The 24,231-nt window shown below is 41.2% G+C and carries 28 protein-coding genes and 1 other RNA gene; 24 read left to right on the forward strand and 5 right to left on the reverse strand.

What is annotated here, in order from left to right; translation table 11 throughout:
• The first annotated feature begins 306 nt into the window (after window positions 1-306).
• The 15 genes from rpoB (at window position 307) to HMPREF9425_RS00730 (ending at window position 15,765) form a co-directional block, all read left to right on the forward strand.
• Complete coding sequence (gene rpoB / locus HMPREF9425_RS00660; protein ID WP_003091947.1) at window positions 307-3,888, forward strand: DNA-directed RNA polymerase subunit beta; 3,582 nt, start codon at window positions 307-309, stop codon at window positions 3,886-3,888.
• Between the two features lie 100 nt (window positions 3,889-3,988).
• Window positions 3,989-7,627 carry a DNA-directed RNA polymerase subunit beta' gene (rpoC, locus tag HMPREF9425_RS00665; protein ID WP_037621242.1) on the forward strand — a complete coding sequence of 1,213 codons (3,639 nt, stop codon included), beginning with the start codon at window positions 3,989-3,991 and terminating at the stop codon, window positions 7,625-7,627.
• Between the two features lie 161 nt (window positions 7,628-7,788).
• Window positions 7,789-8,151, forward strand: a complete 363-nt coding sequence (locus HMPREF9425_RS00670) for a DUF1033 family protein (protein ID WP_003095881.1) — start codon at window positions 7,789-7,791, stop codon at window positions 8,149-8,151.
• An 80-nt stretch (window positions 8,152-8,231) separates the two neighbouring features.
• Window positions 8,232-9,173 carry a competence type IV pilus ATPase ComGA gene (gene comGA, locus HMPREF9425_RS00675; protein WP_003095883.1) on the forward strand — a complete coding sequence of 314 codons (942 nt, stop codon included), beginning with the start codon at window positions 8,232-8,234 and terminating at the stop codon, window positions 9,171-9,173.
• Window positions 9,055-10,155, forward strand: a complete 1,101-nt coding sequence (comGB, locus tag HMPREF9425_RS00680; protein WP_155809878.1) for a competence type IV pilus assembly protein ComGB — start codon at window positions 9,055-9,057, stop codon at window positions 10,153-10,155. The genes comGA and comGB overlap by 119 nt, the downstream gene beginning before the upstream one ends.
• Complete coding sequence (comGC, locus tag HMPREF9425_RS00685; protein WP_002885815.1) at window positions 10,152-10,478, forward strand: competence type IV pilus major pilin ComGC; 327 nt, start codon at window positions 10,152-10,154, stop codon at window positions 10,476-10,478. Before comGB ends, comGC begins: the two co-directional genes overlap by 4 nt.
• The gene (gene comGD, locus HMPREF9425_RS00690) at window positions 10,438-10,866 is read left to right on the forward strand and encodes a competence type IV pilus minor pilin ComGD (protein WP_253665936.1); all 429 of its coding nucleotides are present in this window, start codon (window positions 10,438-10,440) and stop codon (window positions 10,864-10,866) included. The genes comGC and comGD overlap by 41 nt, the downstream gene beginning before the upstream one ends.
• A gap of 31 nt (window positions 10,867-10,897) precedes the next feature.
• Window positions 10,898-11,128, forward strand: coding sequence for a competence type IV pilus minor pilin ComGE (gene comGE / locus HMPREF9425_RS00695; protein WP_003095891.1), 231 nt, complete (start codon window positions 10,898-10,900; stop codon window positions 11,126-11,128).
• On the forward strand, window positions 11,115-11,552 hold the full coding sequence (comGF, locus tag HMPREF9425_RS00700; RefSeq protein ID WP_003091908.1) for a competence type IV pilus minor pilin ComGF: 438 nt from the start codon (window positions 11,115-11,117) through the stop codon (window positions 11,550-11,552). The genes comGE and comGF overlap by 14 nt, the downstream gene beginning before the upstream one ends.
• Window positions 11,530-11,847 (forward strand): competence type IV pilus minor pilin ComGG, encoded by a 318-nt coding sequence (comGG, locus tag HMPREF9425_RS00705; RefSeq protein WP_003092009.1) that lies wholly within the window; start codon window positions 11,530-11,532, stop codon window positions 11,845-11,847. The genes comGF and comGG overlap by 23 nt, the downstream gene beginning before the upstream one ends.
• A gap of 44 nt (window positions 11,848-11,891) precedes the next feature.
• A complete protein-coding gene (locus tag HMPREF9425_RS00710; protein ID WP_003091902.1) occupies window positions 11,892-12,848 on the forward strand; it encodes a class I SAM-dependent methyltransferase in 957 nt (318 codons plus the stop codon).
• 56 nt (window positions 12,849-12,904) lie between these two features.
• Window positions 12,905-14,098 (forward strand): acetate kinase, encoded by a 1,194-nt coding sequence (locus HMPREF9425_RS00715; RefSeq protein ID WP_003095894.1) that lies wholly within the window; start codon window positions 12,905-12,907, stop codon window positions 14,096-14,098.
• Window positions 14,099-14,348: 250 nt separating this feature from the next.
• A complete protein-coding gene (locus HMPREF9425_RS00720; protein ID WP_002885716.1) occupies window positions 14,349-14,546 on the forward strand; it encodes a helix-turn-helix transcriptional regulator in 198 nt (65 codons plus the stop codon).
• Window positions 14,547-14,559: 13 nt separating this feature from the next.
• A complete protein-coding gene (locus HMPREF9425_RS00725; protein WP_037621248.1) occupies window positions 14,560-15,003 on the forward strand; it encodes a hypothetical protein in 444 nt (147 codons plus the stop codon).
• 99 nt (window positions 15,004-15,102) lie between these two features.
• On the forward strand, window positions 15,103-15,765 hold the full coding sequence (locus HMPREF9425_RS00730) for a CPBP family intramembrane glutamic endopeptidase (RefSeq protein WP_003095899.1): 663 nt from the start codon (window positions 15,103-15,105) through the stop codon (window positions 15,763-15,765).
• Between the two features lie 25 nt (window positions 15,766-15,790).
• Here the strand turns inward: HMPREF9425_RS00730 and proC are convergent, their stop codons facing one another.
• The gene (gene proC / locus HMPREF9425_RS00735) at window positions 15,791-16,561 is read right to left on the reverse strand and encodes a pyrroline-5-carboxylate reductase (RefSeq protein ID WP_003095901.1); all 771 of its coding nucleotides are present in this window, start codon (window positions 16,559-16,561) and stop codon (window positions 15,791-15,793) included.
• 15 nt (window positions 16,562-16,576) lie between these two features.
• Window positions 16,577-17,644 (reverse strand): glutamyl aminopeptidase, encoded by a 1,068-nt coding sequence (pepA, locus tag HMPREF9425_RS00740; RefSeq protein ID WP_003095903.1) that lies wholly within the window; start codon window positions 17,642-17,644, stop codon window positions 16,577-16,579.
• Window positions 17,645-17,743: 99 nt separating this feature from the next.
• On the opposite strand from pepA, the gene HMPREF9425_RS00745 reads away from it, so the two are divergent.
• The 7 genes from HMPREF9425_RS00745 (at window position 17,744) to tadA (ending at window position 22,195) form a co-directional block, all read left to right on the forward strand.
• Window positions 17,744-18,028: a DUF4651 domain-containing protein gene (locus HMPREF9425_RS00745; protein ID WP_037621617.1), complete on the forward strand. Its 285-nt coding sequence runs from the start codon at window positions 17,744-17,746 to the stop codon at window positions 18,026-18,028.
• Window positions 18,025-18,339, forward strand: a complete 315-nt coding sequence (locus HMPREF9425_RS00750) for a thioredoxin family protein (RefSeq protein WP_003095907.1) — start codon at window positions 18,025-18,027, stop codon at window positions 18,337-18,339. Before HMPREF9425_RS00745 ends, HMPREF9425_RS00750 begins: the two co-directional genes overlap by 4 nt.
• Window positions 18,340-18,348: 9 nt before the next feature.
• Window positions 18,349-18,972 (forward strand): YtpR family tRNA-binding protein, encoded by a 624-nt coding sequence (gene ytpR, locus HMPREF9425_RS00755; protein ID WP_003092102.1) that lies wholly within the window; start codon window positions 18,349-18,351, stop codon window positions 18,970-18,972.
• Window positions 18,973-19,109: 137 nt separating this feature from the next.
• Window positions 19,110-20,141: a YeeE/YedE family protein gene (locus HMPREF9425_RS00760; RefSeq protein WP_003095909.1), complete on the forward strand. Its 1,032-nt coding sequence runs from the start codon at window positions 19,110-19,112 to the stop codon at window positions 20,139-20,141.
• A 14-nt stretch (window positions 20,142-20,155) separates the two neighbouring features.
• Window positions 20,156-20,383, forward strand: coding sequence for a sulfurtransferase TusA family protein (locus HMPREF9425_RS00765; protein WP_003095911.1), 228 nt, complete (start codon window positions 20,156-20,158; stop codon window positions 20,381-20,383).
• 204 nt (window positions 20,384-20,587) lie between these two features.
• Entirely contained in the window at window positions 20,588-20,980 is a 393-nt protein-coding gene (locus HMPREF9425_RS00770; protein ID WP_003095913.1) for a single-stranded DNA-binding protein, read from the forward strand.
• A gap of 696 nt (window positions 20,981-21,676) precedes the next feature.
• Window positions 21,677-22,195 (forward strand): tRNA adenosine(34) deaminase TadA, encoded by a 519-nt coding sequence (gene tadA / locus HMPREF9425_RS00775; protein WP_003095914.1) that lies wholly within the window; start codon window positions 21,677-21,679, stop codon window positions 22,193-22,195.
• An 80-nt stretch (window positions 22,196-22,275) separates the two neighbouring features.
• Here the strand turns inward: tadA and HMPREF9425_RS00780 are convergent, their stop codons facing one another.
• From HMPREF9425_RS00780 to HMPREF9425_RS00790, 3 genes are read right to left on the reverse strand one after another with little or no spacing between them, the layout of a single operon-like run.
• Entirely contained in the window at window positions 22,276-22,539 is a 264-nt protein-coding gene (locus HMPREF9425_RS00780) for a hypothetical protein (protein ID WP_003091993.1), read from the reverse strand.
• 52 nt (window positions 22,540-22,591) lie between these two features.
• Window positions 22,592-22,729, reverse strand: a complete 138-nt coding sequence (locus tag HMPREF9425_RS00785) for a class IIb bacteriocin, lactobin A/cerein 7B family (protein ID WP_003092077.1) — start codon at window positions 22,727-22,729, stop codon at window positions 22,592-22,594.
• A gap of 47 nt (window positions 22,730-22,776) precedes the next feature.
• Window positions 22,777-22,941, reverse strand: a complete 165-nt coding sequence (locus HMPREF9425_RS00790) for a class IIb bacteriocin, lactobin A/cerein 7B family (protein WP_003091944.1) — start codon at window positions 22,939-22,941, stop codon at window positions 22,777-22,779.
• Window positions 22,942-23,196: 255 nt separating this feature from the next.
• Between HMPREF9425_RS00790 and ffs the strand changes: the two genes are divergently transcribed.
• An RNA gene (ffs, locus tag HMPREF9425_RS09115) (signal recognition particle sRNA small type) lies at window positions 23,197-23,282 on the forward strand.
• Window positions 23,283-23,296: 14 nt separating this feature from the next.
• Window positions 23,297-24,136 carry a putative RNA methyltransferase gene (locus tag HMPREF9425_RS00795; RefSeq protein WP_003095919.1) on the forward strand — a complete coding sequence of 280 codons (840 nt, stop codon included), beginning with the start codon at window positions 23,297-23,299 and terminating at the stop codon, window positions 24,134-24,136.
• The last annotated feature ends 95 nt before the right edge of the window (window positions 24,137-24,231 follow it).

Below are 24,231 nucleotides of genomic sequence, written 5' to 3' on the forward strand. Positions count from 1 at the left end.
CTATTTGTCGTCTTATTTGGTTGAAATATTGTCCAATCAAGAGATACAGCAGTTAAATCAACGTTTTTTCGGTCAGATTTAGCTGCTATTTTTGTGCTTATTTTTAGGATTTTTGGTTATTGTAATACATATTTAAAGGTTCTAAAAATTCACAGATTAAAGTTTTCGCTTATCGTTAATCGGATAAGTGGATGTTAGTATCTAATCACTTGTTAGCGGGACAAGCAACTGAAAAAGGCAGGAGACAAATATTTAAAGTGCACGACTTGCAAAGCAGGTCTCGAATGTAGAAAAGGAGTAGAAGACTTGGCAGGACATGACGTTCAATACGGGAAGCATCGTACCCGTCGTAGTTTTTCAAGAATCAAAGAAGTTCTTGATTTACCAAACTTGATTGAAATCCAAACGGATTCATTCAAAGAATTCTTAGATACTGGTCTTAAAGAGGTTTTTGAGGATGTACTTCCCATTTCAAACTTCACAGACACCATGGAATTGGAATTTGTTGGTTACGAATTGAAGGAACCTAAGTATACACTTGAGGAAGCTCGTATCCACGATGCATCATACTCAGCACCAATCTTTGTGACTTTCCGCCTTATTAACAAAGAAACTGGTGAAATCAAAACTCAGGAAGTCTTCTTCGGAGATTTTCCAATTATGACTGAGATGGGTACTTTCATCATCAATGGTGGTGAACGTATTATCGTTTCTCAGTTGGTGCGTTCACCTGGTGTTTACTTTAACGATAAGGTTGATAAAAACGGCAAAGTGGGTTACGGATCAACAGTTATTCCTAACCGTGGGGCATGGCTTGAGCTTGAAACAGATTCAAAAGATATCGCCTACACTCGTATCGACCGTACACGTAAGATCCCATTCACAACGCTTGTGCGTGCGCTTGGATTCTCAGGTGATGACGAAATTGTTGATATCTTTGGTGATAGCGAGTTGGTTCGTAACACTGTTGAAAAAGATATCCACAAAAATCCAGCAGATTCGCGCACTGATGAAGCACTTAAAGAAATTTATGAACGACTTCGTCCAGGTGAACCCAAAACTGCTGACAGCTCACGTAGCTTGCTTGTAGCTCGCTTCTTCGACCCACGTCGTTACGACTTGGCTGCTGTTGGTCGTTACAAAGTTAACAAAAAACTTAACATCAAGACACGTCTTTTGGGACAAACAATTGCTGAAAACTTGGTAGATCCTGAAACAGGTGAAATCCTTGTTGAAGCTGGTACTGAAATGACACGTGATGTGATTGATTCAATCGCAGAACACTTGGATGGTGATTTGAACAAATTTGTATACACACCAAACGATTATGCGGTGGTTACAGAACCTGTGGTTCTTCAAAAATTCAAGGTTGTTGCACCAAATGATCCAGATCGTGTGGTTACAATTGTTGGTAATGCCAACCCAGATGATAAAGTTCGTGCTTTGACAACAGCGGATATCTTGGCTGAAATGAGCTACTTCCTCAACCTTGCTGAAGGTATCGGTAAAGTAGACGATATCGACCACCTTGGTAACCGTCGTATCCGTGCGGTTGGTGAATTGCTTGCCAACCAATTCCGTATTGGTTTGGCTCGTATGGAACGTAACGTACGTGAGCGTATGTCAGTTCAAGATAACGAAGTCTTGACACCACAACAAATCATCAATATTCGCCCTGTAACTGCAGCTGTTAAAGAATTCTTCGGTTCTTCACAGTTGTCACAGTTCATGGACCAACACAACCCATTGTCAGAGTTGTCACACAAACGTCGTTTGTCAGCCTTGGGACCTGGTGGTTTGACACGTGACCGTGCCGGATATGAAGTTCGTGACGTGCACTACACGCACTACGGTCGTATGTGTCCAATTGAAACACCTGAAGGACCTAACATCGGTTTGATCAATAACTTGTCTTCATATGGACACCTTAACAAGTACGGTTTCATTCAAACACCATACCGTAAAGTTGACCGTGCAACTGGTAAAGTAACCAACGAAGTGGTTTGGTTGACTGCTGACGAAGAAGATGAGTACACAGTTGCTCAGGCCAACTCTAAGTTGAACGAAGATGGAACATTTGCAGAAGAAATTGTCATGGGTCGTCACCAAGGTAATAACCAAGAATACCCATCACACCTTGTAGATTTCGTGGATGTTTCTCCTAAACAGGTAGTTGCCGTTGCGACAGCATGTATTCCTTTCTTGGAAAACGATGACTCTAACCGTGCCCTCATGGGTGCCAACATGCAACGTCAGGCTGTGCCTTTGATTGATCCAAAAGCACCTTATGTTGGTACTGGTATGGAATATCAAGCTGCCCACGATTCAGGTGCTGCAGTTATCGCTCAACACGACGGTAAAGTTGTTTATTCTGACGCCGATAAGGTTGAAGTTCGTCGTGAAGATGGTTCTCTTGATGTTTATACTATTCAAAAATTCCGTCGTTCAAACTCAGGTACTGCCTACAACCAACGTACTTTGGTTAAGGTTGGTGATATTGTTGAAAAAGGAGACTTTATCGCTGACGGTCCATCTATGGAAGGTGGCGAAATGGCCCTCGGTCAAAACCCTATTGTCGCATACATGACATGGGAAGGTTACAACTTCGAGGATGCCGTTATCATGAGTGAACGCCTCGTGAAAGACGATGTTTATACATCTGTTCACTTGGAAGAATTCGAATCAGAAACACGTGATACAAAGCTTGGACCTGAAGAAATCACACGTGAATTGCCAAACGTTGGTGAAGAAGCCCTTAAAGACCTTGACGAAATGGGTATTATCCGTATTGGTGCTGAGGTTAAAGAAGGTGATATTCTTGTTGGTAAGGTAACACCTAAGGGTGAAAAAGACCTTTCTGCTGAAGAACGTCTTCTCCATGCTATCTTTGGTGATAAATCTCGTGAAGTACGTGATACATCACTCCGTGTACCTCACGGTGGTGATGGTGTCGTTCGTGATGTTAAAATCTTTACACGTGCAAACGGTGATGAATTGCAATCAGGTGTTAACATGCTTGTTCGTGTTTACATCGCTCAAAAACGTAAAATCAAGGTCGGAGATAAGATGGCCGGTCGTCACGGTAACAAAGGGGTTGTTTCTCGTATTGTTCCTGTTGAAGACATGCCTTACCTTCCAGACGGTACACCAGTTGATATCATGTTGAACCCTCTTGGAGTGCCATCACGTATGAACATTGGTCAGGTTATGGAACTTCACCTTGGTATGGCTGCTCGTAACTTGGGTATCCACATCGCAACACCAGTCTTTGATGGGGCAAGCTCAGAAGATCTCTGGGATACTGTTCGTGAAGCTGGTATGGACAGCGATGCTAAGACAATCCTTTACGATGGCCGTACAGGTGAGCCGTTTGATAATCGTGTGTCAGTTGGTGTCATGTACATGATCAAACTTCACCACATGGTTGATGATAAACTTCACGCCCGTTCAGTTGGTCCTTACTCACTTGTTACTCAACAACCTCTTGGTGGTAAAGCACAATTTGGTGGACAACGTTTCGGTGAGATGGAGGTTTGGGCCCTTGAAGCTTACGGTGCATCAAACATTCTTCAAGAAATCTTGACTTACAAGTCTGATGACGTTAATGGACGTTTGAAAGCCTATGAAGCTATCACTAAAGGTAAACCAATTCCAAAACCAGGTGTACCAGAATCATTCCGAGTACTTGTTAAAGAATTGCAATCACTCGGTCTTGATATGCGTGTCCTTGATGAAGACGATCATGAAGTTGAATTGCGTGATCTTGATGAAGGTGAAGATGACGACGTCATGCACGTTGATGATCTTGAAAAAGCACGTGTACAACAAGCCCAAGAAGCTACTGAATTAGAAAAAGATAAAGAAGAAGCTTCAGATAAAACAGAATAAAATAAGCTTTAGAGAGGGAGTTAAATCTCTCTGCTAAGGTAGCTGATAAAGGTTAGAATAGCGCTGCTATTGTCAATAGAACAAAAGAAAGGTAATACTAGTGGTTGACGTAAATCGATTTAAAAGTATGCAAATCACACTAGCTTCACCGACCAAGGTCCGTTCATGGTCTTATGGTGAAGTTAAGAAACCTGAAACAATCAACTACCGTACGCTCAAACCAGAACGTGAAGGTCTCTTCGACGAAGTGATCTTTGGTCCTACTAAAGACTGGGAATGTGCGTGTGGAAAATACAAACGTATCCGTTATAAAGGTATCGTTTGTGACCGCTGTGGTGTTGAAGTAACACGTGCTAAGGTTCGTCGCGAACGTATGGGTCACATCGAGTTGAAAGCACCAGTATCACATATCTGGTACTTCAAGGGAATCCCTTCTCGTATGGGATTGACTTTGGATATGAGTCCTCGTGCGCTTGAAGAAGTTATTTACTTCGCAGCTTACGTGGTTATCGATCCAAAGGAAACGCCACTTGAGCCAAAATCTCTCTTGACTGAACGTGAATATCGTGAAAAATTGCAAGAGTATGGTCATGGTTCATTTGTCGCTAAAATGGGTGCAGAAGCAATACAAGATCTCTTGAAACAAGTAGATTTGGAAGCGGAAATTGCTGAACTCAAAGAAGAGTTGAAGACAGCAACTGGTCAAAAACGTGTTAAAGCAGTTCGTCGTTTGGACGTTCTTGATGCCTTCTACAAGTCTGGTAATAAACCAGAATGGATGGTACTTAACATCTTGCCAGTATTGCCACCAGATCTTCGTCCGATGGTTCAATTGGACGGTGGTCGTTTTGCAGCATCTGACTTGAACGACCTCTACCGTCGTGTGATCAACCGTAACAACCGTTTGGCTCGTTTGCTTGAGTTGAGTGCTCCAGGTATCATCGTGCAAAACGAAAAACGTATGTTGCAAGAAGCGGTTGACGCTCTTATTGATAATGGACGTCGTGGTCGTCCAATTACTGGACCAGGTAGTCGTCCACTTAAATCTTTGAGTCACATGCTTAAAGGTAAACAAGGCCGTTTCCGTCAAAACTTACTTGGTAAACGTGTCGACTTCTCTGGACGTTCCGTTATTGCCGTTGGTCCAACACTTAAAATGTATCAATGTGGTGTTCCCCGTTTGATGGCCATCGAACTTTTCAAACCATTTGTTATGCGTGAAATCGTTGCGCGTGAATACGCAGGTAACGTGAAAGCTGCTAAACGTATGGTTGAACGTGGTGACGAACGTATTTGGGATATTCTTGAAGATGTTATCAAGGAACACCCAGTACTTCTTAACCGCGCACCTACCCTCCACCGTTTGGGTATCCAAGCCTTCGAACCTGTCTTGATTGATGGTAAGGCCCTTCGTCTTCACCCATTGGTATGTGAGGCCTACAATGCCGACTTTGACGGTGACCAAATGGCCATCCACGTTCCATTGTCTGAAGAAGCTCAAGCTGAAGCACGTTTGCTCCTTCTTGCGGCTGAACACATCCTTAACCCTAAAGACGGTAAACCGGTCGTAACGCCATCTCAGGATATGGTTCTTGGTAACTACTACTTGACTATGGAAGAAGAAGGCCGTGAGGGTGAAGGTATGGTCTTCAAGGATATTGATGAGGCAGTTATGGCTTATCGTAATGGTTATGTTCACTTGCATAGCCGTGTCGGTATCGCAGTAGACAGCATGCCTGATAAACCTTGGAAAGAAAACCAACTTCACAAGATTTTGGTTACAACTGTTGGTAAGATTCTCTTTAACTCAATCATTCCAGCAGAAATTCCATATCTTCAAGAAACAACAAATGAGAACTTGACAGATAGTACACCAGATAAGTACTTCCTTGAACCAGGTCAAGATATCCAAACAGTTATTGATAGTTTGGAAATTAATGCGCCATTCAAGAAGAAAAATCTTGGTAACATCATCGCTGAAACCTTCAAACGTCTTCGTACGACTGAAACATCAGCCTTCCTTGACCGTTTGAAAGACCTTGGTTACTACCACTCAACACTTGCTGGATTGACAGTGGGTATCGCCGATATCCCAGTTATCGATAACAAACAAGAAATTATCGATGCTGCTCACCACCGTGTTGAAGAAATTAACAAAGCTTTCCGTCGTGGTTTGATGACAGAAGATGACCGCTATGTTGCTGTTACAACAACATGGCGTGAAGCGAAAGAAGCACTTGAAAAACGTCTGATTGAGACACAAGATCCTAAGAACCCAATCGTTATGATGATGGACTCAGGAGCCCGTGGTAACATCTCTAACTTCTCTCAACTTGCCGGTATGCGTGGTTTGATGGCTGCTCCTAACGGACGTATCATGGAATTGCCTATCCTTTCAAACTTCCGTGAAGGTTTGAGCGTTTTGGAAATGTTCTTCTCTACTCACGGTGCGCGTAAAGGTATGACCGATACGGCCCTTAAGACAGCTGACTCAGGTTACCTTACTCGTCGTCTGGTTGATGTTGCTCAAGATGTTATTATTCGTGAAGATGACTGTGGAACAGATCGTGGTCTTCTCATCCGTGCTATTACTGACGGTAAAGAAGTTACGGAAACACTTGAAGAACGTCTTCAAGGGCGTTATACTAAGAAATCAGTTAAGAACCCTACAACAGGTGAAGTAATCGTAGGTCCAGATACTTTGATTACTGAAGACATGGCTGCAGCTATTGTCAATGCTGGTGTTGAAGAAGTAACTATCCGTTCAGTCTTTACATGTAACACACGTCACGGTGTCTGCCGTCACTGTTACGGTATCAACTTGGCGACAGGTGATGCGGTTGAAGTTGGTGAAGCAGTTGGTACTATCGCTGCCCAATCTATCGGGGAACCTGGTACACAGCTTACCATGCGTACCTTCCACACCGGTGGGGTAGCCTCAAACACCGATATCACACAGGGTCTTCCACGTATCCAGGAAATCTTTGAAGCACGTAACCCTAAAGGGGAAGCGGTTATCACTGAAGTTAAGGGTACTGTTATTGAAATCGAAGAAGATGCTGCGACACGTACTAAGAAAGTCTTTGTTCAAGGTAAGACTGGAATGGGTGAGTACGTCGTTCCATTTACAGCTCGTATGAAAGTAGAAGTTGGTGACGAAGTACACCGTGGTGCGGCCTTGACAGAAGGGTCAATCCAACCTAAACGTCTCCTTGAAGTACGTGATACCTTGTCAGTTGAAACTTATCTTCTTGCAGAAGTGCAAAAAGTTTACCGTAGCCAAGGGGTAGAAATCGGTGACAAACACGTCGAAGTAATGGTTCGTCAAATGCTTCGTAAAGTACGTGTTATGGATCCAGGTGATACAGACCTCCTTCCAGGTACACTTATGGACATTTCTGACTTCACAGATGCTAACAAGGATATTGTTATCTCTGGTGGTGTTCCTGCAACATCTCGTCCAGTCCTTCTTGGTATTACGAAAGCCTCACTTGAAACAAATTCATTCTTGTCAGCGGCTTCCTTCCAAGAAACAACACGTGTGCTTACAGATGCAGCTATCCGTGGTAAGAAAGACCATCTCCTTGGTCTTAAAGAAAATGTTATTATTGGTAAGACTATCCCTGCTGGTACAGGTATGGCTCGTTACCGTAACATTGAACCACTTTCAGTTAATGAAGTTGAAGTTATTGAAAACATTGCTGTTGATGAAGCAATTGTGGAAACATCTGAAGACTAAAATGAAAGCAAAAGAACTCACAATGAATTGTGGGTTCTTTTCGTATTTATATGACTAGAATCTCTTCAATTTTTGATAAATATAAAATATAAGACCATTTTTTTATCTTTTCCAGAAAATTTTGTATAATAAGGACACCAAAGATGAAGTGAGAAAGAAAAATGTACCAAGTAGTTGAAATGAAAGGGAATTTGGAACCGTGGTGGTTCTTGGAAGGTTGGCAGGAGGATATTATAAGTACTAAGGAATTTGAAAATTTTTACGATGCCCTCAAGTACTATAAAAAACTTTGGTTTGCCATGGAAGAAATCTTGCCAAGTTACATCAGTCGTAGTAGTGTCATGACTGCTTTTTGGGACCAAGAGGATAAACACTGGTGTGAGGAGTGTGACGAATACTTGCAGGTCTATCGATCGATTGCACTTTTAGATGATTGGCAGGAAATTCCTGAGGAAAAACACAGTCCGGGATATGAAAAGCGAAATGACCTTCCAAGTCATGCCCACTGTAAAATTAAACGTTAAACAATGCAGAAGCTCGAATTTTTTCGAGCTTCTTTTCATTTTTTTAAACTTTTTACGAATAGGTTTATGAGGAGGTCCTTATGATAACAGAATTTGCTAAAGAAATAATCAAAAATGCTGATAGTTGTGGGGCTCAAGACATCTATGTCATTCCACGTCAGGATAATTATGAGCTCTATATGCGAGTTGGGCAAGAGAGGAGATTGATTGATGTATATCGGCCTGATTTCATGGCTAGTCTTATTGGTCACTTTAAATTTGTGGCGGGAATGATGGTAGGTGAGAAGCGTAGGAGTCAATTGGGCTCTTGTGACTATGATTGTGGTGACGGTCACTTGGTTTCTCTGCGTTTATCAACTGTTGGAGACTATCGAGGTTTGGAGAGCTTGGTTATTCGTGTTCTTCATTCCGAACGAAGAGAGCTAACTTACTGGAATCAAGGGATTCAGCCTATTAAGGATGCATTGGATTATCGAGGACTGTATCTCTTTGCGGGTCCCGTAGGTTCTGGGAAGACCACACTTATGCATGAATTGGTTCAGGAGCGTTTTAAGGGACAGCAGGTGATTTCTATTGAAGATCCTGTGGAAATTAAACAGGATAATGTCTTGCAACTCCAGGTAAATCAGGCAATTGACATGACCTATGATAATTTGATTAAGCTATCACTACGTCACCGCCCGGATGTTTTGATTATTGGAGAAATTCGAGATAAGGAGACTGCTCGAGCGGTTATTAGAGCTAGTCTGACAGGAGTGACTGTTCTTTCAACTATTCACGCAAAGAGTGTGGCAGGTGTTTATGAGCGTCTTCTGGACCTCGGTGTAGATAAGTCTGAGTTGGATAATGCTCTTCAAGGGATTGCCTATATGCGTTTGATTAAGGGAGGAGGTGCGATTGATTTTGCCTGTGAAAATTTCCAAAGCCATTCGTCAGCCAGCTGGAACCAACAGTTGGAAGGCTTGGTTAAACAAGGATATCTCACTGAAGGGGATATCCAAGGGGAAAAAATTAAAGATTAATCAGCAAGTCAAGGTTATCCAGCTCTTCAAACAACTTCTAAAGGCCGGTTTTACCTTAACTGAAATCGTAGCCTTTTTGGAGCGAAGTCACTTGTTGAAAGAATCGTCATTATCTCTTATGAAAGCAAGCTTAATGCGAGGCGACAGGCTAGACCAGATGTTTGCGTCAGTGGGTTTTTCGGACAACATTGTTACTCAGATTGCCCTTGCTGATAAGCACGGTAATCTTCTAGGGAGTTTAACCAAGATTGAAACCTACATGCTTCGCATGACCAAGGTTCGTAAGAAACTCATGGAGGTAGCGACCTACCCTATCCTACTTCTGGGTTTCCTGATTCTGATTATGTTGGGGCTCAAAAATTATCTTCTTCCTCAATTGTTAGAGGGGGATGGTAAGGAGAATTGGGCTATACAGTTGGTTCAGATTTTTCCCCAGCTCTTTTTTGTGACTTTGTGCGGACTTCTTGTATTAAGCTTAATTCTCTATCTATGGGTGAAACGCCAGCCAGCCCTTGTCTTTTATCGACGAATGGCAAAAATCCCTTTTATAGGCCAAACTGTCAGGCTATATACGACCGCCTATTATGCTAGGGAATGGGGAAATCTCTTAGGACAAGGGATTGACCTGTTAGACTTGGTTTCTCTTATGCAAGAGCAAAAGTCTAAGCTCTTTCGTGAGCTGGGGGCTGATTTAGAAGAGGCCTTGATGCTAGGACAGAGTTTTCCTGATCGTATTGCTAGTCACCCTTTTTTCACTAAGGAACTATCCTTGATTATTGCTTATGGAGAGGCTAATGCTAGGTTGGGCTATGAGTTAGAAGTCTATGCTGAAGAGGTTTGGCAGGCTTTCTTTAACCGTCTTAATAAGGCAACAACCTTTGTGCAACCCCTCATTTTTATTATTGTTGCTGTCGTGATTGTAATGATCTATGCAGCCATGCTATTACCAATGTATCAAAATATGGAAGGAATGATGTCATGAAAATGATGTTAAAAAAATTGAATGCCGTTAAACTACGAGCTTTTACACTGATTGAAATGTTGGTCGTGCTTCTCATTATCAGTATTCTCCTTTTGCTCTTTGTACCTAACTTGAGCAAGCAGAAGGATTCTGTTAAAGAGACTGGAAATGCGGCTGTGGTCAAGGTCGTGGATTCTCAAGCAGAACTTTATGAAATGAAGAATAACAAGACAGCTAGCTTAGCCGCTCTTGTTTCAGAAGGTCAAATCACGCAAAAACAGGCAGATTCATACAATGATTATTATGCGAAACATGGTGGCGAAAGCCGCTCAGTGGCCAATTAGAGCCTTTACCTTGTTGGAGAGTCTGGTGACTCTAGCAGTGGTTGCCTTTCTCACTCTGAGTTTGTCAGGCTCAGTCACAGGTATTTTTCAGCAGGTTGAGACTAATCTTTTTTATCTGCGCTTTGAGTACCTATACCGAGATAGTCAGCGATTGGCAGCGGCGAAAGGGGCCAATGTTGAATTGCAGTTGACCAAGGATAAAATCAGTAACGGAAAATCCAGTCTGGTGATTCCTAAAAATATTCATCTGGATAAGGGGCAGACGCTAGTGTTTAATGCCAAAGGAGGCAACTCGAGCCTCACCAAGATTCGTTTTTCAAGTGATAAGGAGGTGGTGACCTATCAGCTTAACATGGGCAGCGGTAAATATAAAAAGACGGTCTCTTAGAGGCTATATTCTTATCGAAAGCCTGGTAGCAATGGCTGTTTTAGTACTCGTCAGTGGTCTTATCTTGGATCAGATCAATACCAATCGTAGGCTAATGGCTAGGAATCTCCACCAACAGGAGGTCTTGAGTGTGGCTACCATGGCAGTTCAGACCAAACAGGATCAGTTGACCTTAAATGGTATCACAGTGACAGTAAAACGTAGCAAGCAGGGCATCACAGTTTATGAATCAGGAAAGGAAATTACTCATGTCTCTAAATAGTAAGGTTCGCGCCTTTACCCTTTTGGAATGTCTGGTAGCCTTACTGGTTATAGCTGGTTCTGTCCAAGTATATCAGGGCTTAACCACCGTTCTGGTGGGCAATGTCAAACAGGTAAGACAACAAGAAAACCAAGACTGGCTTCTATTTGTCCAACAAATGGAGGCAGAATTAGAAGGTTGTCAGTTGGTAAAGGTAGAGGGGAACAAACTCTATGTCAAGCAGGATAATCAAGACCTGGCTTTTGGACTTTCAAGTGCTACTGATTTTCGAAAAACAAATGCTGACGGTCGAGGCTATCAACCAATGCTTTTCGATGTCAAATCTAGTACGGTAAGTCAAAAGAACCAGATAGTTACTATTCAAGTGACTCTTAAAAATGGACTACAAAGGAGTTTTATTTATGCTTTTGAAAAAACAGGTTAGGGGAGGCGTTCTCCTCTACGCTCTTTTTATGGCTGGCATTTTCACACTCCTTCTTCATGTTTATCTGGAACGGGTGGTTGCTAGCTCTAGACAAAACCAAGCACAAATAGTGACCAGTCAAAGTCGTCTCATGGCAGAGATGACCATGGATTTGGTGGATAAGGAAGCAGGTGCTTTTAGTTTTTCTCAGGGTACTACGACTTACGAGGTTAAGGATAAACAAGTGATTGTTCGAGTTGTCAGTAAAGGCCAAATTAAGACCTATCGTTATGTGAAGAAACAGGAGCAGAAATAGAAATTCTCTTTCCTTTTTGATATGATAGAAGGACGGAGGAAATCATGAATTTTGAAGCAATTGAGACAGCCTTTGAGCTGTTGTTAGAAAATGTCCAAACCATTGAAAGTGATCTTGGAACCCATGCTTACGATGCGCTTATTGAGCAAAATTCCTATTATTTGGGGGCTGAGGTAGCTAATGAAGTCATTATCAAAAACAACGAGAAATTACGTGCTCTTGATCTAAGTAAAGAGGAGTGGCGTCGTGCTTTTCAGTTCTTATTTATCAAGCTAGGGCAATTGGAAGCCTTACAGGCCAATCACCAGTTTACACCTGATGCTATTGGCTTTATCATCCTCTACCTACTCGAAGGTTTGACCAAGGACGACCAATTAGATGTTTTGGAGATTGGTTCGGGGACAGGAAACTTGGCTGAAACTCTTCTAAATAATAGTCAGAAAACCCTTAATTATATGGGAATGGAAGTTGACGATCTCCTTATCGATTTGTCAGCTAGTATTGCTGATGTGGTGAATTCGAGTGCAGTTTACATCCAAGAAGATGCTGTTCGACCACACATTCTCAAAGAGAGTGATGTTATTATCAGTGACCTACCTGTTGGTTACTACCCTAATGATGAGATTGCGAGTCGTTTCAAGGTTGCAGCAACTGGTGAACACACCTATGCCCATCACCTTCTCATGGAGCAATCACTCAAGTACTTGAAGAAAGATGGTATTGCTATTCTTTTGGCACCAACTAATCTTTTGACAAGTCCACAAAGTGATTTGCTTAAGAAATGGCTATCAGGATATGCTGATATTATTGCTGTTATCACTCTTCCAGAAGCAGCTTTTGGCAATAAACATAACATGAAGTCTATCTTTGTGCTTAAAAAACAAACTGAAAATGCTCCTGAGACCTTTGTTTATCCACTTAGTGATTTGCAAAATCCAGAGGTCCTCAAAGATTTTACAGAGAATTTCCAAAAATGGAAATCAGATAATTCCATTTTCTAGCAAAACATGTTAGAATAGGACTATATTATTGAAAGCGTTTTACAAAGAGGTGGCTTATGACAAAAACAATAGCAATTAATGCAGGAAGCTCAAGCTTGAAATGGCAACTATATGAGATGCCAGATGAAGTTGTTCTTGCTAAGGGTTTGATTGAACGTATCGGCTTGAAAGATTCTGTTTCAACAGTAAAATTTGATGACCGTTCAGAATCGCAAACCCTAGATATTGCTGACCATGTTCAGGCAGTAAAAATCTTGCTTGATGATTTGATTCGTTTTGATATTATCAAGAGTTATGATGAAATTACAGGTGTTGGTCACCGTGTGGTTGCTGGTGGAGAATATTTCAAAGAATCAAGCTTGGTGGATGAAGATGCCTTGGCTAAGATTGAAGAATTGTCAGCCTTAGCACCTTTGCACAATCCAGGTGCAGCTTCAGGGATTCGGGCCTTTAAGGAGCTCCTCCCAGATATTACGAGTGTTGCTGTTTTTGATACAGCCTTCCATACGTCTATGCCGGAAGTGGCCTACCGTTATCCAGTGCCTAATCGTTACTATACAGACTACCAAGTCCGTAAGTATGGAGCACACGGAACTAGCCACCAATATGTTTCTCAAGAAGCAGCTAAGTTGTTAGGTAAGCCAATTGAAGAAACTAAGATTATCACAGCCCATGTGGGAAATGGTGTTTCAATTACTGCCGTTGATGGTGGTAAATCAGTAGACACGTCAATGGGGTTGACACCACTTGGTGGCGTTATGATGGGAACACGTACTGGGGATCTTGACCCTGCGATTATTCCATTTGTTATCGACCGTGAGCCTGAAATGGCAGATGCTGAGCGTATCCGTCACGTCTTTAATAAGGAATCAGGTCTCCTTGGTATTTCTGAAAAATCAAGTGATATGCGTGATATCATTGCTGGTAAGAATGCTGGCGATGAAAAATGTGTGTTAGCCTATAATCTTTATGTGGATCGTTTGCGTAAATACATTGCTCAATACTTCGGTGTGTTGAACGGAGCGGATGCTATCGTCTTTACAGCAGGTATTGGTGAAAACTCTGCAGAAGTTCGTGCTTCAGTCTTGGATGGTCTCACTTGGTTTGGTATTGAAGTGGATCCTGAAAAGAATGTCTTTGGACATGTAGGCGACATTACAACAGCAGAGTCAGCTGTTAAAGTATTTGTTATCCCAACGGATGAAGAGTTGGTGATTGCGCGTGATGTTGAGCGCCTTAAAACTAAATAAGTTATCAAAAATTTGATAAGACCAGAAAAGTTGGCTGAGTGATTGGCCAGCTTTTTTGAATGCTCTGACAGAATCATTCGACTATTTCTATTTATGTGTAATTCTATAAGTAAAGAAAACTTTACAAAAAATGTAAAAGAGGCTTTACAAAATATGTAAAGTAGACTATACTATAAATGTAAAGTTAACTTAACAAAGAAAAGTAAGGAGTTTAACTATTTGAGAATAAACGATAAGGTTGAGGTACCACATGGAAACAAAAATTCAGGAACTTCGCAAGGCTAATAAGATTAGTCAGGCAGAGTTAGCAGATGAAATGGGGGTCACCAGGCAGACCATCATTTCACTCGAAAAAGGTCGCTATAATGCGTCCTTGGAGCTGGCTTTTAAAATTGCTAGGTATTTTGGAAAGACTATTGAAGAAGTCTTTATTTTTGAGGAAGATTAAGGAGTATCAAGATATGTTATTGAAGACGTTAGGAAAGAAAAAAGCAGAATCAGAGTATAAAAGATACATAGCCCGAGTATCATGTTCTTTCTTTTCTTTGGGTATTTTGGGATTATTTATTGTTTGCTCTAATAGTCTTAGTGATTATGCACTAGGATTAGTAGTGGGGGTTACCATTGGGAGTTATGCTCTGTCGATTTATTATTTTGCAGCGCTTAGTCATCCTAAACGCCTTCACCAGATGTATATTGCTGCCTACGATGAGAGAAATAAACAGATTTTGAAGGCGTCAGCAGTCGCAACACTGATTCTGGAGTTTTTGCTTATCTTTGCTTTGATTGCCCTACATGCCTTTGTCAGTATTCAGTTGCCATATGTTACAGTCTTATCTGTCTTGCTCTATGGCTTAGTTGTAGGATTTGTCTTTATTCGTCTCATCCTATCTAAAATCGGATAAGATTCCTTAATTATCCCTCTATTTCATAGTGGCTTGTCAAAACAGTAGATTTGTATTATAATAAAGGTACAAAATAACAATGAAAAGAGGTAGCTTCTTATGAACAAAGAGTCCATTTTAAAACGCTTTCTTTATTTCTTACTGGCTTTCCTAATTTTGTGTATTGAACAAGCTCCAACCATATTTGTTCGTGTTAAAGACGTGAGGGCAGTGAGTCTCCTAATTTTGGTTATGCTACTCATTAGTGCAGGAGCTCTTTTCTTAGGAAAACGCATGGGGCTTCTTGAGGGCTTCAAGACACTTTCTTCCTTAAAGGCATGGGGTATGATTGGCTTGACCTACCTAGGTATTTACATTGTTACTAGGGTAGGTGGGATGGTCATGCAAATGGAGGGTGTTAGTAATAGCGCCAATCAGGCAGCCATAGAAAATGCCCATATGAATCCCTTTGTTCTCATAACAGTTACGGTGATTATGGCACCGATTGTGGAAGAGTTGATTTTTAGAGGGCTCCTCATGGGACGTGTCTTTAATCCAGATTCTATTGTTGGGTTGACTCTAAGTAGTTTACTCTTTGGCCTTGTTCATATGCCTAATAGTATCGGTGTCTGGATTATATATGCAGGTATGGGGTTTACCCTTGGGGTAGTATATCGTAAGTGTCAAAAGTTAGAGTACTGTATCATAGCCCATATGATTAACAATAGTATTGTGGTTTCAATGATGTTACTTTTACAATTTTTAGCACCATATATCAAATAAAGCTCGGAATTTTCCGAGCTTTTTACTATAATTTTTTGGCTTTGGCAATGGTTGTATCAATACTTGAAGCCACACTATGGGTAAGACCAGTCCGCTCAAGGTCCATGAGACCGGCGATAGTGGTCCCGCCAGGGCTACATACTTTGTCAATAAGATCATGTGGACTGTCGCTACCTAGACTGAGATTTTCAGCAGTGGCTAGAACTGTCTGTGTGGCAATGGTCAGAGCAACTTGCTTACTTAGGCCATTTTTGACGCCAGCTTTAGCCAGAGCCTCGATAAAGAGGGCGATGTAGGCCGGACTAGAGCCAGCTAGGGCAGTGAAGGTATCGAAGTCCTTCTCAGCCAATTCAACAGTAGTTCCAAAACTATCTGTGATTTCCTTGGCAATTGCCAAAAGGTCCTCAGATACCTTATCATTGGTACAAAGACCGGTAGTGCTCTTAAGAATCTGAGCATTAAGGTTAGGCATGATACGAATAAGAGGTAGGTCTGCACTTGTGAGTGAAGCGAGGCGTTCCAAGGTCACTCCAGCAGCCATACTCATGATAGGTTGATGGAAGTTGAGGTCAGTTAGCACCTTATCAAACATTTGAGGTTTAATACCAAGAATGACCAGGTCAGCCTTATCCAACAATTCCTGATGGGAAGCAGCAGCTTCAACCTCTAGTTCCTCTGCAATTTGGCGCGAACGAGCCAAGGAAGACCCTGAAATAATGATACGATGTGAGCTTGTATTTAGGCCGTTGATAATGGCTGTCGCCATCTTTCCAACGCCAATAAAACCAATAATCATGGGCTACTCCTTATCTTAGTAGTTTTTAATCAAATCCACTGTTGAACGATCCAACTTCTTAACAATCGCTTGTAAGAAGGCTTGTGCCTCTAGGAAGTCATCCATCGCATAAAGGGTTTGGTGCGAGTGAATGTAACGGGCACAAACACCGATAGTTGTTGATGGGACACCAGCATTCTGCAAGTGAGCGGCACCAGCATCTGTTCCGCCCGCAGCACAGTAGTATTGGTATTTGATACCAGCTTCTTCAGCTGTAGTCAAAAGGAAATCTTTCATATTTGGCAACATGATGTGACCTGGGTCGAAGAAACGAATAAGGGTACCATCACCTACCTTACCTTGATTACCATAAATATCACCTGCAGGAGAACAGTCCACTGCAAAGAAAACTTCAGGATCAAATTTAGTGGTAGAAACATGGGCACCACGTAAACCAACTTCTTCTTGAACATTGGCACCAGCAATTAGAGTATTATTGAGTTCTTGATCTTTAACGTTTTCCAAGAGTTCGCGAATCATGAGAACACCATAACGGTTATCCCAAGCTTTAGAAATGACATTCTTTTGATTGGCTGTGAGGATCGTTTCTGATTCAGGAATGATGACATCACCTGGAAAAACACCGTAGGCATTAGCCTCTTCTTGGTTGGAAAAACCAGCATCAAAGACGATATCAGAAACACTAGGAAGACTTGGAGCCCCACCGCTGGCACGTAAGAAATGAGGTGGTACCGAACCTGAGATGACAGGATAGATACGGCCATCACGAGTGTGTAGGGTGAAGCGTTGTGAGCTGACAACAAGTGGGTTCCAACCGCCAAGTTCGACGACACGGAAAGTTCCGTCTGCCTTGATTTCTTTAATCATAAACCCAACTTCGTCCATGTGGGCAGCCACAAGCACCTTAGGGGTATTTTCTGCCCGGCTATGCTTGATACCGAAAATACCACCGAGACCATCTGTTTGGACCTCATCTACAAGTGGGGTGATATTGTTGCGAAGGTAGTCGCGTACAGGAGCTTCAAAGCCTGAAGTAGCGCTAAGCTCGGTTACTTCTTTAATTTTGTCAAATAGGGTAGTCATAAAATCCTCCTTGAGTAGTACTTGCTACTATTTTAGCACGATTCTTAAGAGATAGGTAGCCTCTCCCCATTCCTCTAAAATTATGGTAAAATGTTTCTTATGAAACGTAAAACATTGGCCTTGTTTGCTGGAGGCGTAGGAGCTTTAGGTCTCTTGGCAATGACAGAGAAGTATAGACAGTCACGCGTAGAAATGAAGAAAGCTGCATTAATCCAAGATATTAGACAAGAATTATCACATCTTGGACCCATCGCAGTTCTTTACACGAATCCTACGGATAAAGAAAATCCTGGGCTCACAGGAGGTATCGTCTTAGAGGATGGACGTGCCTATAGCTTTGTTTATGCAGAGGACAAGGTGACCTATGAGGAGGAACAAGCATGATTATTCCTAATAATTTTGAAGAACTGGCAAGCTATGTCGAGAGTGATCAAAAAGTGGTCTTCTTTTTTACTGCCGATTGGTGTCCGGACTGCCAGTTCATCTACCCTGTTATGCCTGAAATCGAAGCCCTCCATCCAGATATGACCTTTGTGCGTGTTAATCGTGATGATTATATGGCTCTGGCACAAACTTGGAATATTTTTGGTATCCCAAGTTTTGTTGTGACTCAGAAAGGTCAGGAATTGGGACGCTTGGTCAATAAAGCTCGTAAAACTAAAGAAGAAATCACTGCCTTTTTGGCAACAGTATAAGGAGAACCCATGATTTTTGCATACAATAAGGAACAAGTTGGCGACGTTTTGTTGGTTATTTTGGAAGATACTAAAGACGTCAAACGTAGCGTAGAACGTAAAGGTAAAGTGGCGCGTGTCACAGCTGATGAAACAGGCAAGACTCTTGCTTGGAATATTTTTGAAGCGTCAAGCCTCATTGATATCAAAGGTAACGGTCAAGTTTTCTTGTCAGACCAAGATGTAGCTGTTTTGAACGAGGAATTGGCTAAAGAGGGCTTTGAAGAGCGTTTGGAAAACACACAAGGACCAGTCTTTGTGGTTGGACAAATTGAAGAAATGGTTCCACATCCAGACAGTGACCACCTTAACATCTGCCAAGTGAACATTGGTGATAAGAAGGTCCAAATCGTTGCAGGAGCACCAAACGCAGCGCTTGGTCTTAAAACTATCGTAGCTCTTCCCGGTGCTATGATGCCTAGCGGTGCCCTTATCTTCCCAGGAAAACTTCGTGGTGAAGATAGTTATGGTATGATGTGTTCCCCACGTGAGTTGGCACTTCCAAATGCCCCACAAAAACGTGGTATTATTGAACTTGATGATTCAGCAGTAGTCGGTGAGACTTTTGATCCAGCCAAACACTGGAAAGGGTAAATAAGACAAGAAGCGGTAAGTAAGCCGCTTTTTTGTTTGTCATAAAGAAAGTTTATAGCTAATTATAAAAAAGAAAGATTATGCAAGTTGTAATATTTTTCTTAAAATGTAATCAATATTTACTTTAGGAGGTACTTATGCTTACGACTGTTCTTTCTGGTGGGCTCATTGGTCTGATATTTGGATTCATTTTGCAACGAACTCGTTTCTGCTTGACTGGTGGTTTCCGAGACATGTATATTGCTCGTAATAATACCTTATTTTACGCTTTCCTTATTGCAATCACAGTAGAAAGTATAGGAGTGCTTTCCCTGATTAAATTAGGTATTATTGGAAACTCTTATGAAGACTTCTCCGTGTTAGGAGCTATTGTGGGCTCCTATCTATTTGGTATTGGAATTGTTCTCGCTGGGGGATGTGCCACAGGGACGTGGTATCGTGCCGGTGAAGGGCTCCTAGGTAGTTGGGTTGCACTATTCTTTTATATGATAAGTGCAGCAGCTATGAAATCAGGATTTCTTGTTTCTTTGAATCAATTAATAGCCAAGCGATGGGTAATTAATGATGATTTAGCTGGTCAATTAGGAATTCCGGTTTGGTATTTTCTTGTTTTATTAGTAGCCATAACAAGTTTTGTCGTCATTCGAGAGTTACGTAAGCCCAGACGTCAGATTGCTACGCTTCCATCAAAATATAAGGGAGTGAGACACTATCTTTTTGAGAAAACTTACCATAAATATTTTGCAGGACTTCTAATAGGTCTTGTTGCTTTAATTGCTTGGCCTGCTAGTCAGTTGACAGGTCGTGTTGGAGGGCTAGGTATTACAACTCCCTCAGCACATCTAATTAGTTATATTATTACAGGTGATAGTAAACAGCTTGGTTGGGGTGTTTTTCTTGTATTGGGGATTTTTCTTGGTTCCTTTCTTGCTGCAAAGGGGTCTCGAGAGTTTCGTTGGCGCTTGCCAGACTTGTCAACCATCGGTAAGAGCACACTAGGGGGTATTTTTATGGGAATCGGTGCTTCATGGGCTGGTGGCTGTACGATTGGTAATGGTTTAACAGCTACAGCAATTTTTTCTAGTAAGGGATGGATTGCTTTGCCAGTGACTATTTTAGGTGTTTGGACGGCTTCCTATATTATCTTTGTAAAACCCAACAAAAATTAAGAGGAGAATATCATATGGCTTTGATAAAACTTGAAACGGGTGGATTGGTATGTCCATTCCCATTGATTGATGCGAAGAAAAAAATGGCTGAATTAGCTACAGGTGATGAGTTGTTGATAGCTTTCGATTGTACGCAAGCAACGGAAAGTATACCAAACTGGGCTGCAGATAATGATTATCCTGTGACGCGCTTTGAACAAGTCGGTCCTGCTTCATGGGAAATTGTGGTTCAAAAACGTTGAGTTAGCTAAGCGAGTCGGGAATATTTAAAGATCAATTTTTGTAATGAAAATATTTTATGGAGTACTATTTCTAGAAAAATAATATTCTTCGAGTAGTAGAGGGATTCGAGTATTAGAGAGGATCCTCTCGAAAAAATTTGTAAAACTATTTAAAATAAACCACTTTTTTACTCCCTCTTACGAATAGATAGGTGGAGGTAAAAAATGTATAACAAAGTAATTTTAATTGGACGTTTGACAGCAACACCTGAAATAGTTAAGACTGCTAGCGACAGGTCTTTTACACGTGTCACAGTTGCGGTTAATCGTCGCTATAAGACGCAAAATGGTGAGCGTGAGGCTGACTTTATTACAGTAGTGGTTTGGGGCCGTTTAGCTGAGACCTTGGCATCTTATGTTAGCAAGGGAAGTTTAATTTCTCTTGATGGTGAGATTCGCACTCGTAAGTATGATAAGGATGGTCAAACTCATTACGTTACTGAAGTGCTTTGTTCCTCTTTCCAACTTCTGGAGAGTCGTGCTCAGCGTGCTGTTAGGGAAAATAATCCTGACAATGACTTGGCTGACCTGATTTTAGAAGAAGAACTTCCCTTTTAGTTTATCCTTTGTACTAGCTATTTAAGTCTTCTATCTTTGAAGCAATCACTCCAAAAAAATCATTATCTTGTTCCATACCTTGTTTTGAAGAATTGTTGGAGACGAAATATTAAACACTCGTTAGACTAATAAATAGTAAAATTAGATAAGACTTAGGATGATAGGTGTTTAAAAGTATAGATAGAGTAGAGAAATTTATTCGAAAAACCTTTAAATGCAGTTATAACATGTTTTTGCTGTTTGGTGGATTAGCCAAAATAGTGGACACAATTAACAATTCTCTTTTTTAAATTAAATGATAGAGGTTTCGTGATAAACTATAGTAGGCATTACTTGTTTGGAAGGAAAGTGTGAAGTATCACAACTATAATACTATCCTTGCAATCGTTTGAGACAGTTACATTTTAGTTTATTGTTGTGAGGCTATAGGTCGCTTCAAAGATTTCACAGACAATTGACTATGACACTCCGACTGACATATAAATTAGGATGTTAAGCGGTCGTTGACATTTCGTCTAGCCTTGGGGGAACAACATTAGTGTGATTCCTAAGACTCACCAAACTAATGTGTTTGAAGCTAGGATGATTCGTCTAAGCTTTTTTTGTGCCTTTTGGAAAGGGAATGTTTTTCTTATGCTATAATAGAGGGACTAAGCGAGACGGTATCTCGTTAATCTTGGAACAGGAGTAAGACAAATGCTTGACTATAGCCAAGAAGAGAAAGAGTTCTTTATGTCTGAGGCTCTTAAGGAGGCCCAAAAATCTCTAGATAAAGCAGAAATTCCAATTGGTTGTGTTATTGTTAAGGATAGAGAAATCGTTGGTCGTGGGCATAATGCGCGTGAGGAGCTTAACCAAGCTATTATGCATGCGGAGGTTATGGCCATTCAGGAGGCCAATAGGACAGTGGGCAACTGGCGTTTGTTAGACTGCACCCTTTTTGTGACTATTGAACCCTGTGTCATGTGTAGTGGGGCCATTGGCCTAGCTCGTATTCCCAAAGTTATCTATGGAGCATGCAATCAAAAATTTGGTGGTGCAGGTAGCCTTTATGATATCCTAAGAGATGAGCGTCTCAATCATCGCGTAGAAGTAGAGACTAGTGTCATGGAAGCGGACTGTGCTAAGATTATGCAAGACTTTTTCCGCCAGAGCCGTGAACGCAAAAAAGAAGCCAAACGATTGGCTAAATTAGAAGTCGTGCAAGATATGTAAAGACAAAATGCAAGCCAAAAGAGCTTGCATTTTTCAATGGGAGATTAGAGGGAGTCTTGTTTTATTGAAGGCTCTTTAAGTCACTCTTCCCTAGTCTTATGTTTTTCTTGTTCTCTTGTCAAAAGAAAAATAGGCATGAAGAGGATAAGTGTACCAAAAGCGGATTTCAAATTAGTGTCAATAATTGGTGTTCCTAATCGTACATGAAAGATAAGGTTGATTAGGAGTATGAGAAATAGGCTACTGATAATTCCAGCTAAAGCGATTTTTACGAGTAAATAGTTGTTCATTTTAGGTGATTGATTAGCAGTAGTATCATTTGTTTGATTTTTTGTAAACTTCATAAGTTATCATCCTCAAAATCTTTGAGATGTCAGTTGAAGTTAAGTTCTTTTATTAGTGTGCGTGATTGTAGAAAGATTTACCCGCAGCATAGCTTAGATCATAAGTCAGTTTTGAGCCAACAATTCCTACTGAAATAGCAACCCAAGGAACAGTACCACCTGATACGATTTCGAGTTCTTGAGTAGTCATTTTCTTACGGTTGTTGTTTTAGTCATTGTTCTTATTGTCCTTTCTTCTTATCGAGCAGTATCCATGTAGCCGTTGTAGGAACCAATACATATAAGTGTTCCAATAGGTCCTGAAGCAAGACAGAGACCTCCAACTCCAACGGCAAGATTTGTTTTCCATCCGCCTCCTGTTACTGAGGCTAGCTCAGCTGCCTTCATTTCTTTGTTAATCATTGTCATTCTCCTCTTTTTATTCTTGATTAGTTTTAAAATCTTTTAGCCCCCTAACCACGTGCTAAGAGATACCCTAAGTATGACTTCTCCTTTCAATAAAGTCAGTTATATCACTGACTTTTGGTACTTTCCTCAAGCTATGGATTTATTATAAGGTGAAGAGAAATAAAAAGTAGTGACATTTATGCCACTATGGCATTGCTAGTCTTGTCTTAAGTTCCCTACTTGCAATCACTTTAATTTATGGTATAATATTTTTCGGAGCAACATCTGTGCGTGAAGCGGGTCAGGGGAGGAATCCAGCAGCCCTAAGCGATTTCAGGTGTGTGCTCTTTTTTTGTGTTAAGGAGGATTTATGGCCAAATTTAGTGTTTTTAAAGATCAAGAGAGTCTTTTTGCTTGTCCTATCTGTCAGGCGCCAATGCATTTGGATTTGTCTAGCTTGGTTTGTCAGAATAGGCATACCTTTAATATTGCCAAGCAGGGCTTTGTCAATTTTTTGAGACAGACTAAGGGAGATAAGCACTATGATATGGCTTCTTTTGAAAAGAGGAGCCAGATTTTAGCAGCAGGCTATTATGATCCTATCCTGGAGGTGATTTCAGAGCGCTTGCGTGATCTTCCTAAACATTCGCATGTTCTAGATGTTGCCTGTGGTGAGGGCTACTATAGCCGTCAGTTGGCTCAAGAGTTTGACAAGGATTTCATGGCCTTTGACTTGTCTAAGGATTCTATCCTTCTTGCGGCACGTCAAAATCCTCAGAAAAATGTAGCTTGGTTTGTTGGTGATTTGGCTCAATTGCCCTTACGTGAACACGGTATCGATGTCATTTTAGATATCTTTTCACCAGCTAATTATCAAGAATTTGGAAGACTTTTGTCTGATCAGGGCTTGATTTTTAAGGTTATTCCTCACGAAGATCATCTTAAAGAGTTTCGCCAACTGTTACCGGAGGTGCAAGCTTATTCTAACCAGGATGTTTTGGAACATTTCCAGGAGTCCTGTGAGCTTTTGGAGCGTGTGACGATTGCTAAGACTTGGTCTATGCCATCAGAGCATGTTCAAACATTTGCTGAGATGACACCTCTTTTCTTCCATGCCAATAAGGATACTTTGGGCTTGACTTCAGTGACGCAATTAACCGTTGCGGGAGAGCTGTTGATGGGTCGTATTAGAGATGATAAGCAATCCTAACAGTCGTTGGGATTTTTTTGATGGGAAAATATCTCAGTTAGCTTGTTTGGTCTTCCTAAAAGATGTATGATGGGAGCAATAAGTAAGAAAGTTTC

This window comes from Streptococcus vestibularis ATCC 49124 (assembly GCF_000188295.1).
GTDB classification, from domain to species: Bacteria; Bacillota; Bacilli; order Lactobacillales; family Streptococcaceae; genus Streptococcus; species Streptococcus vestibularis.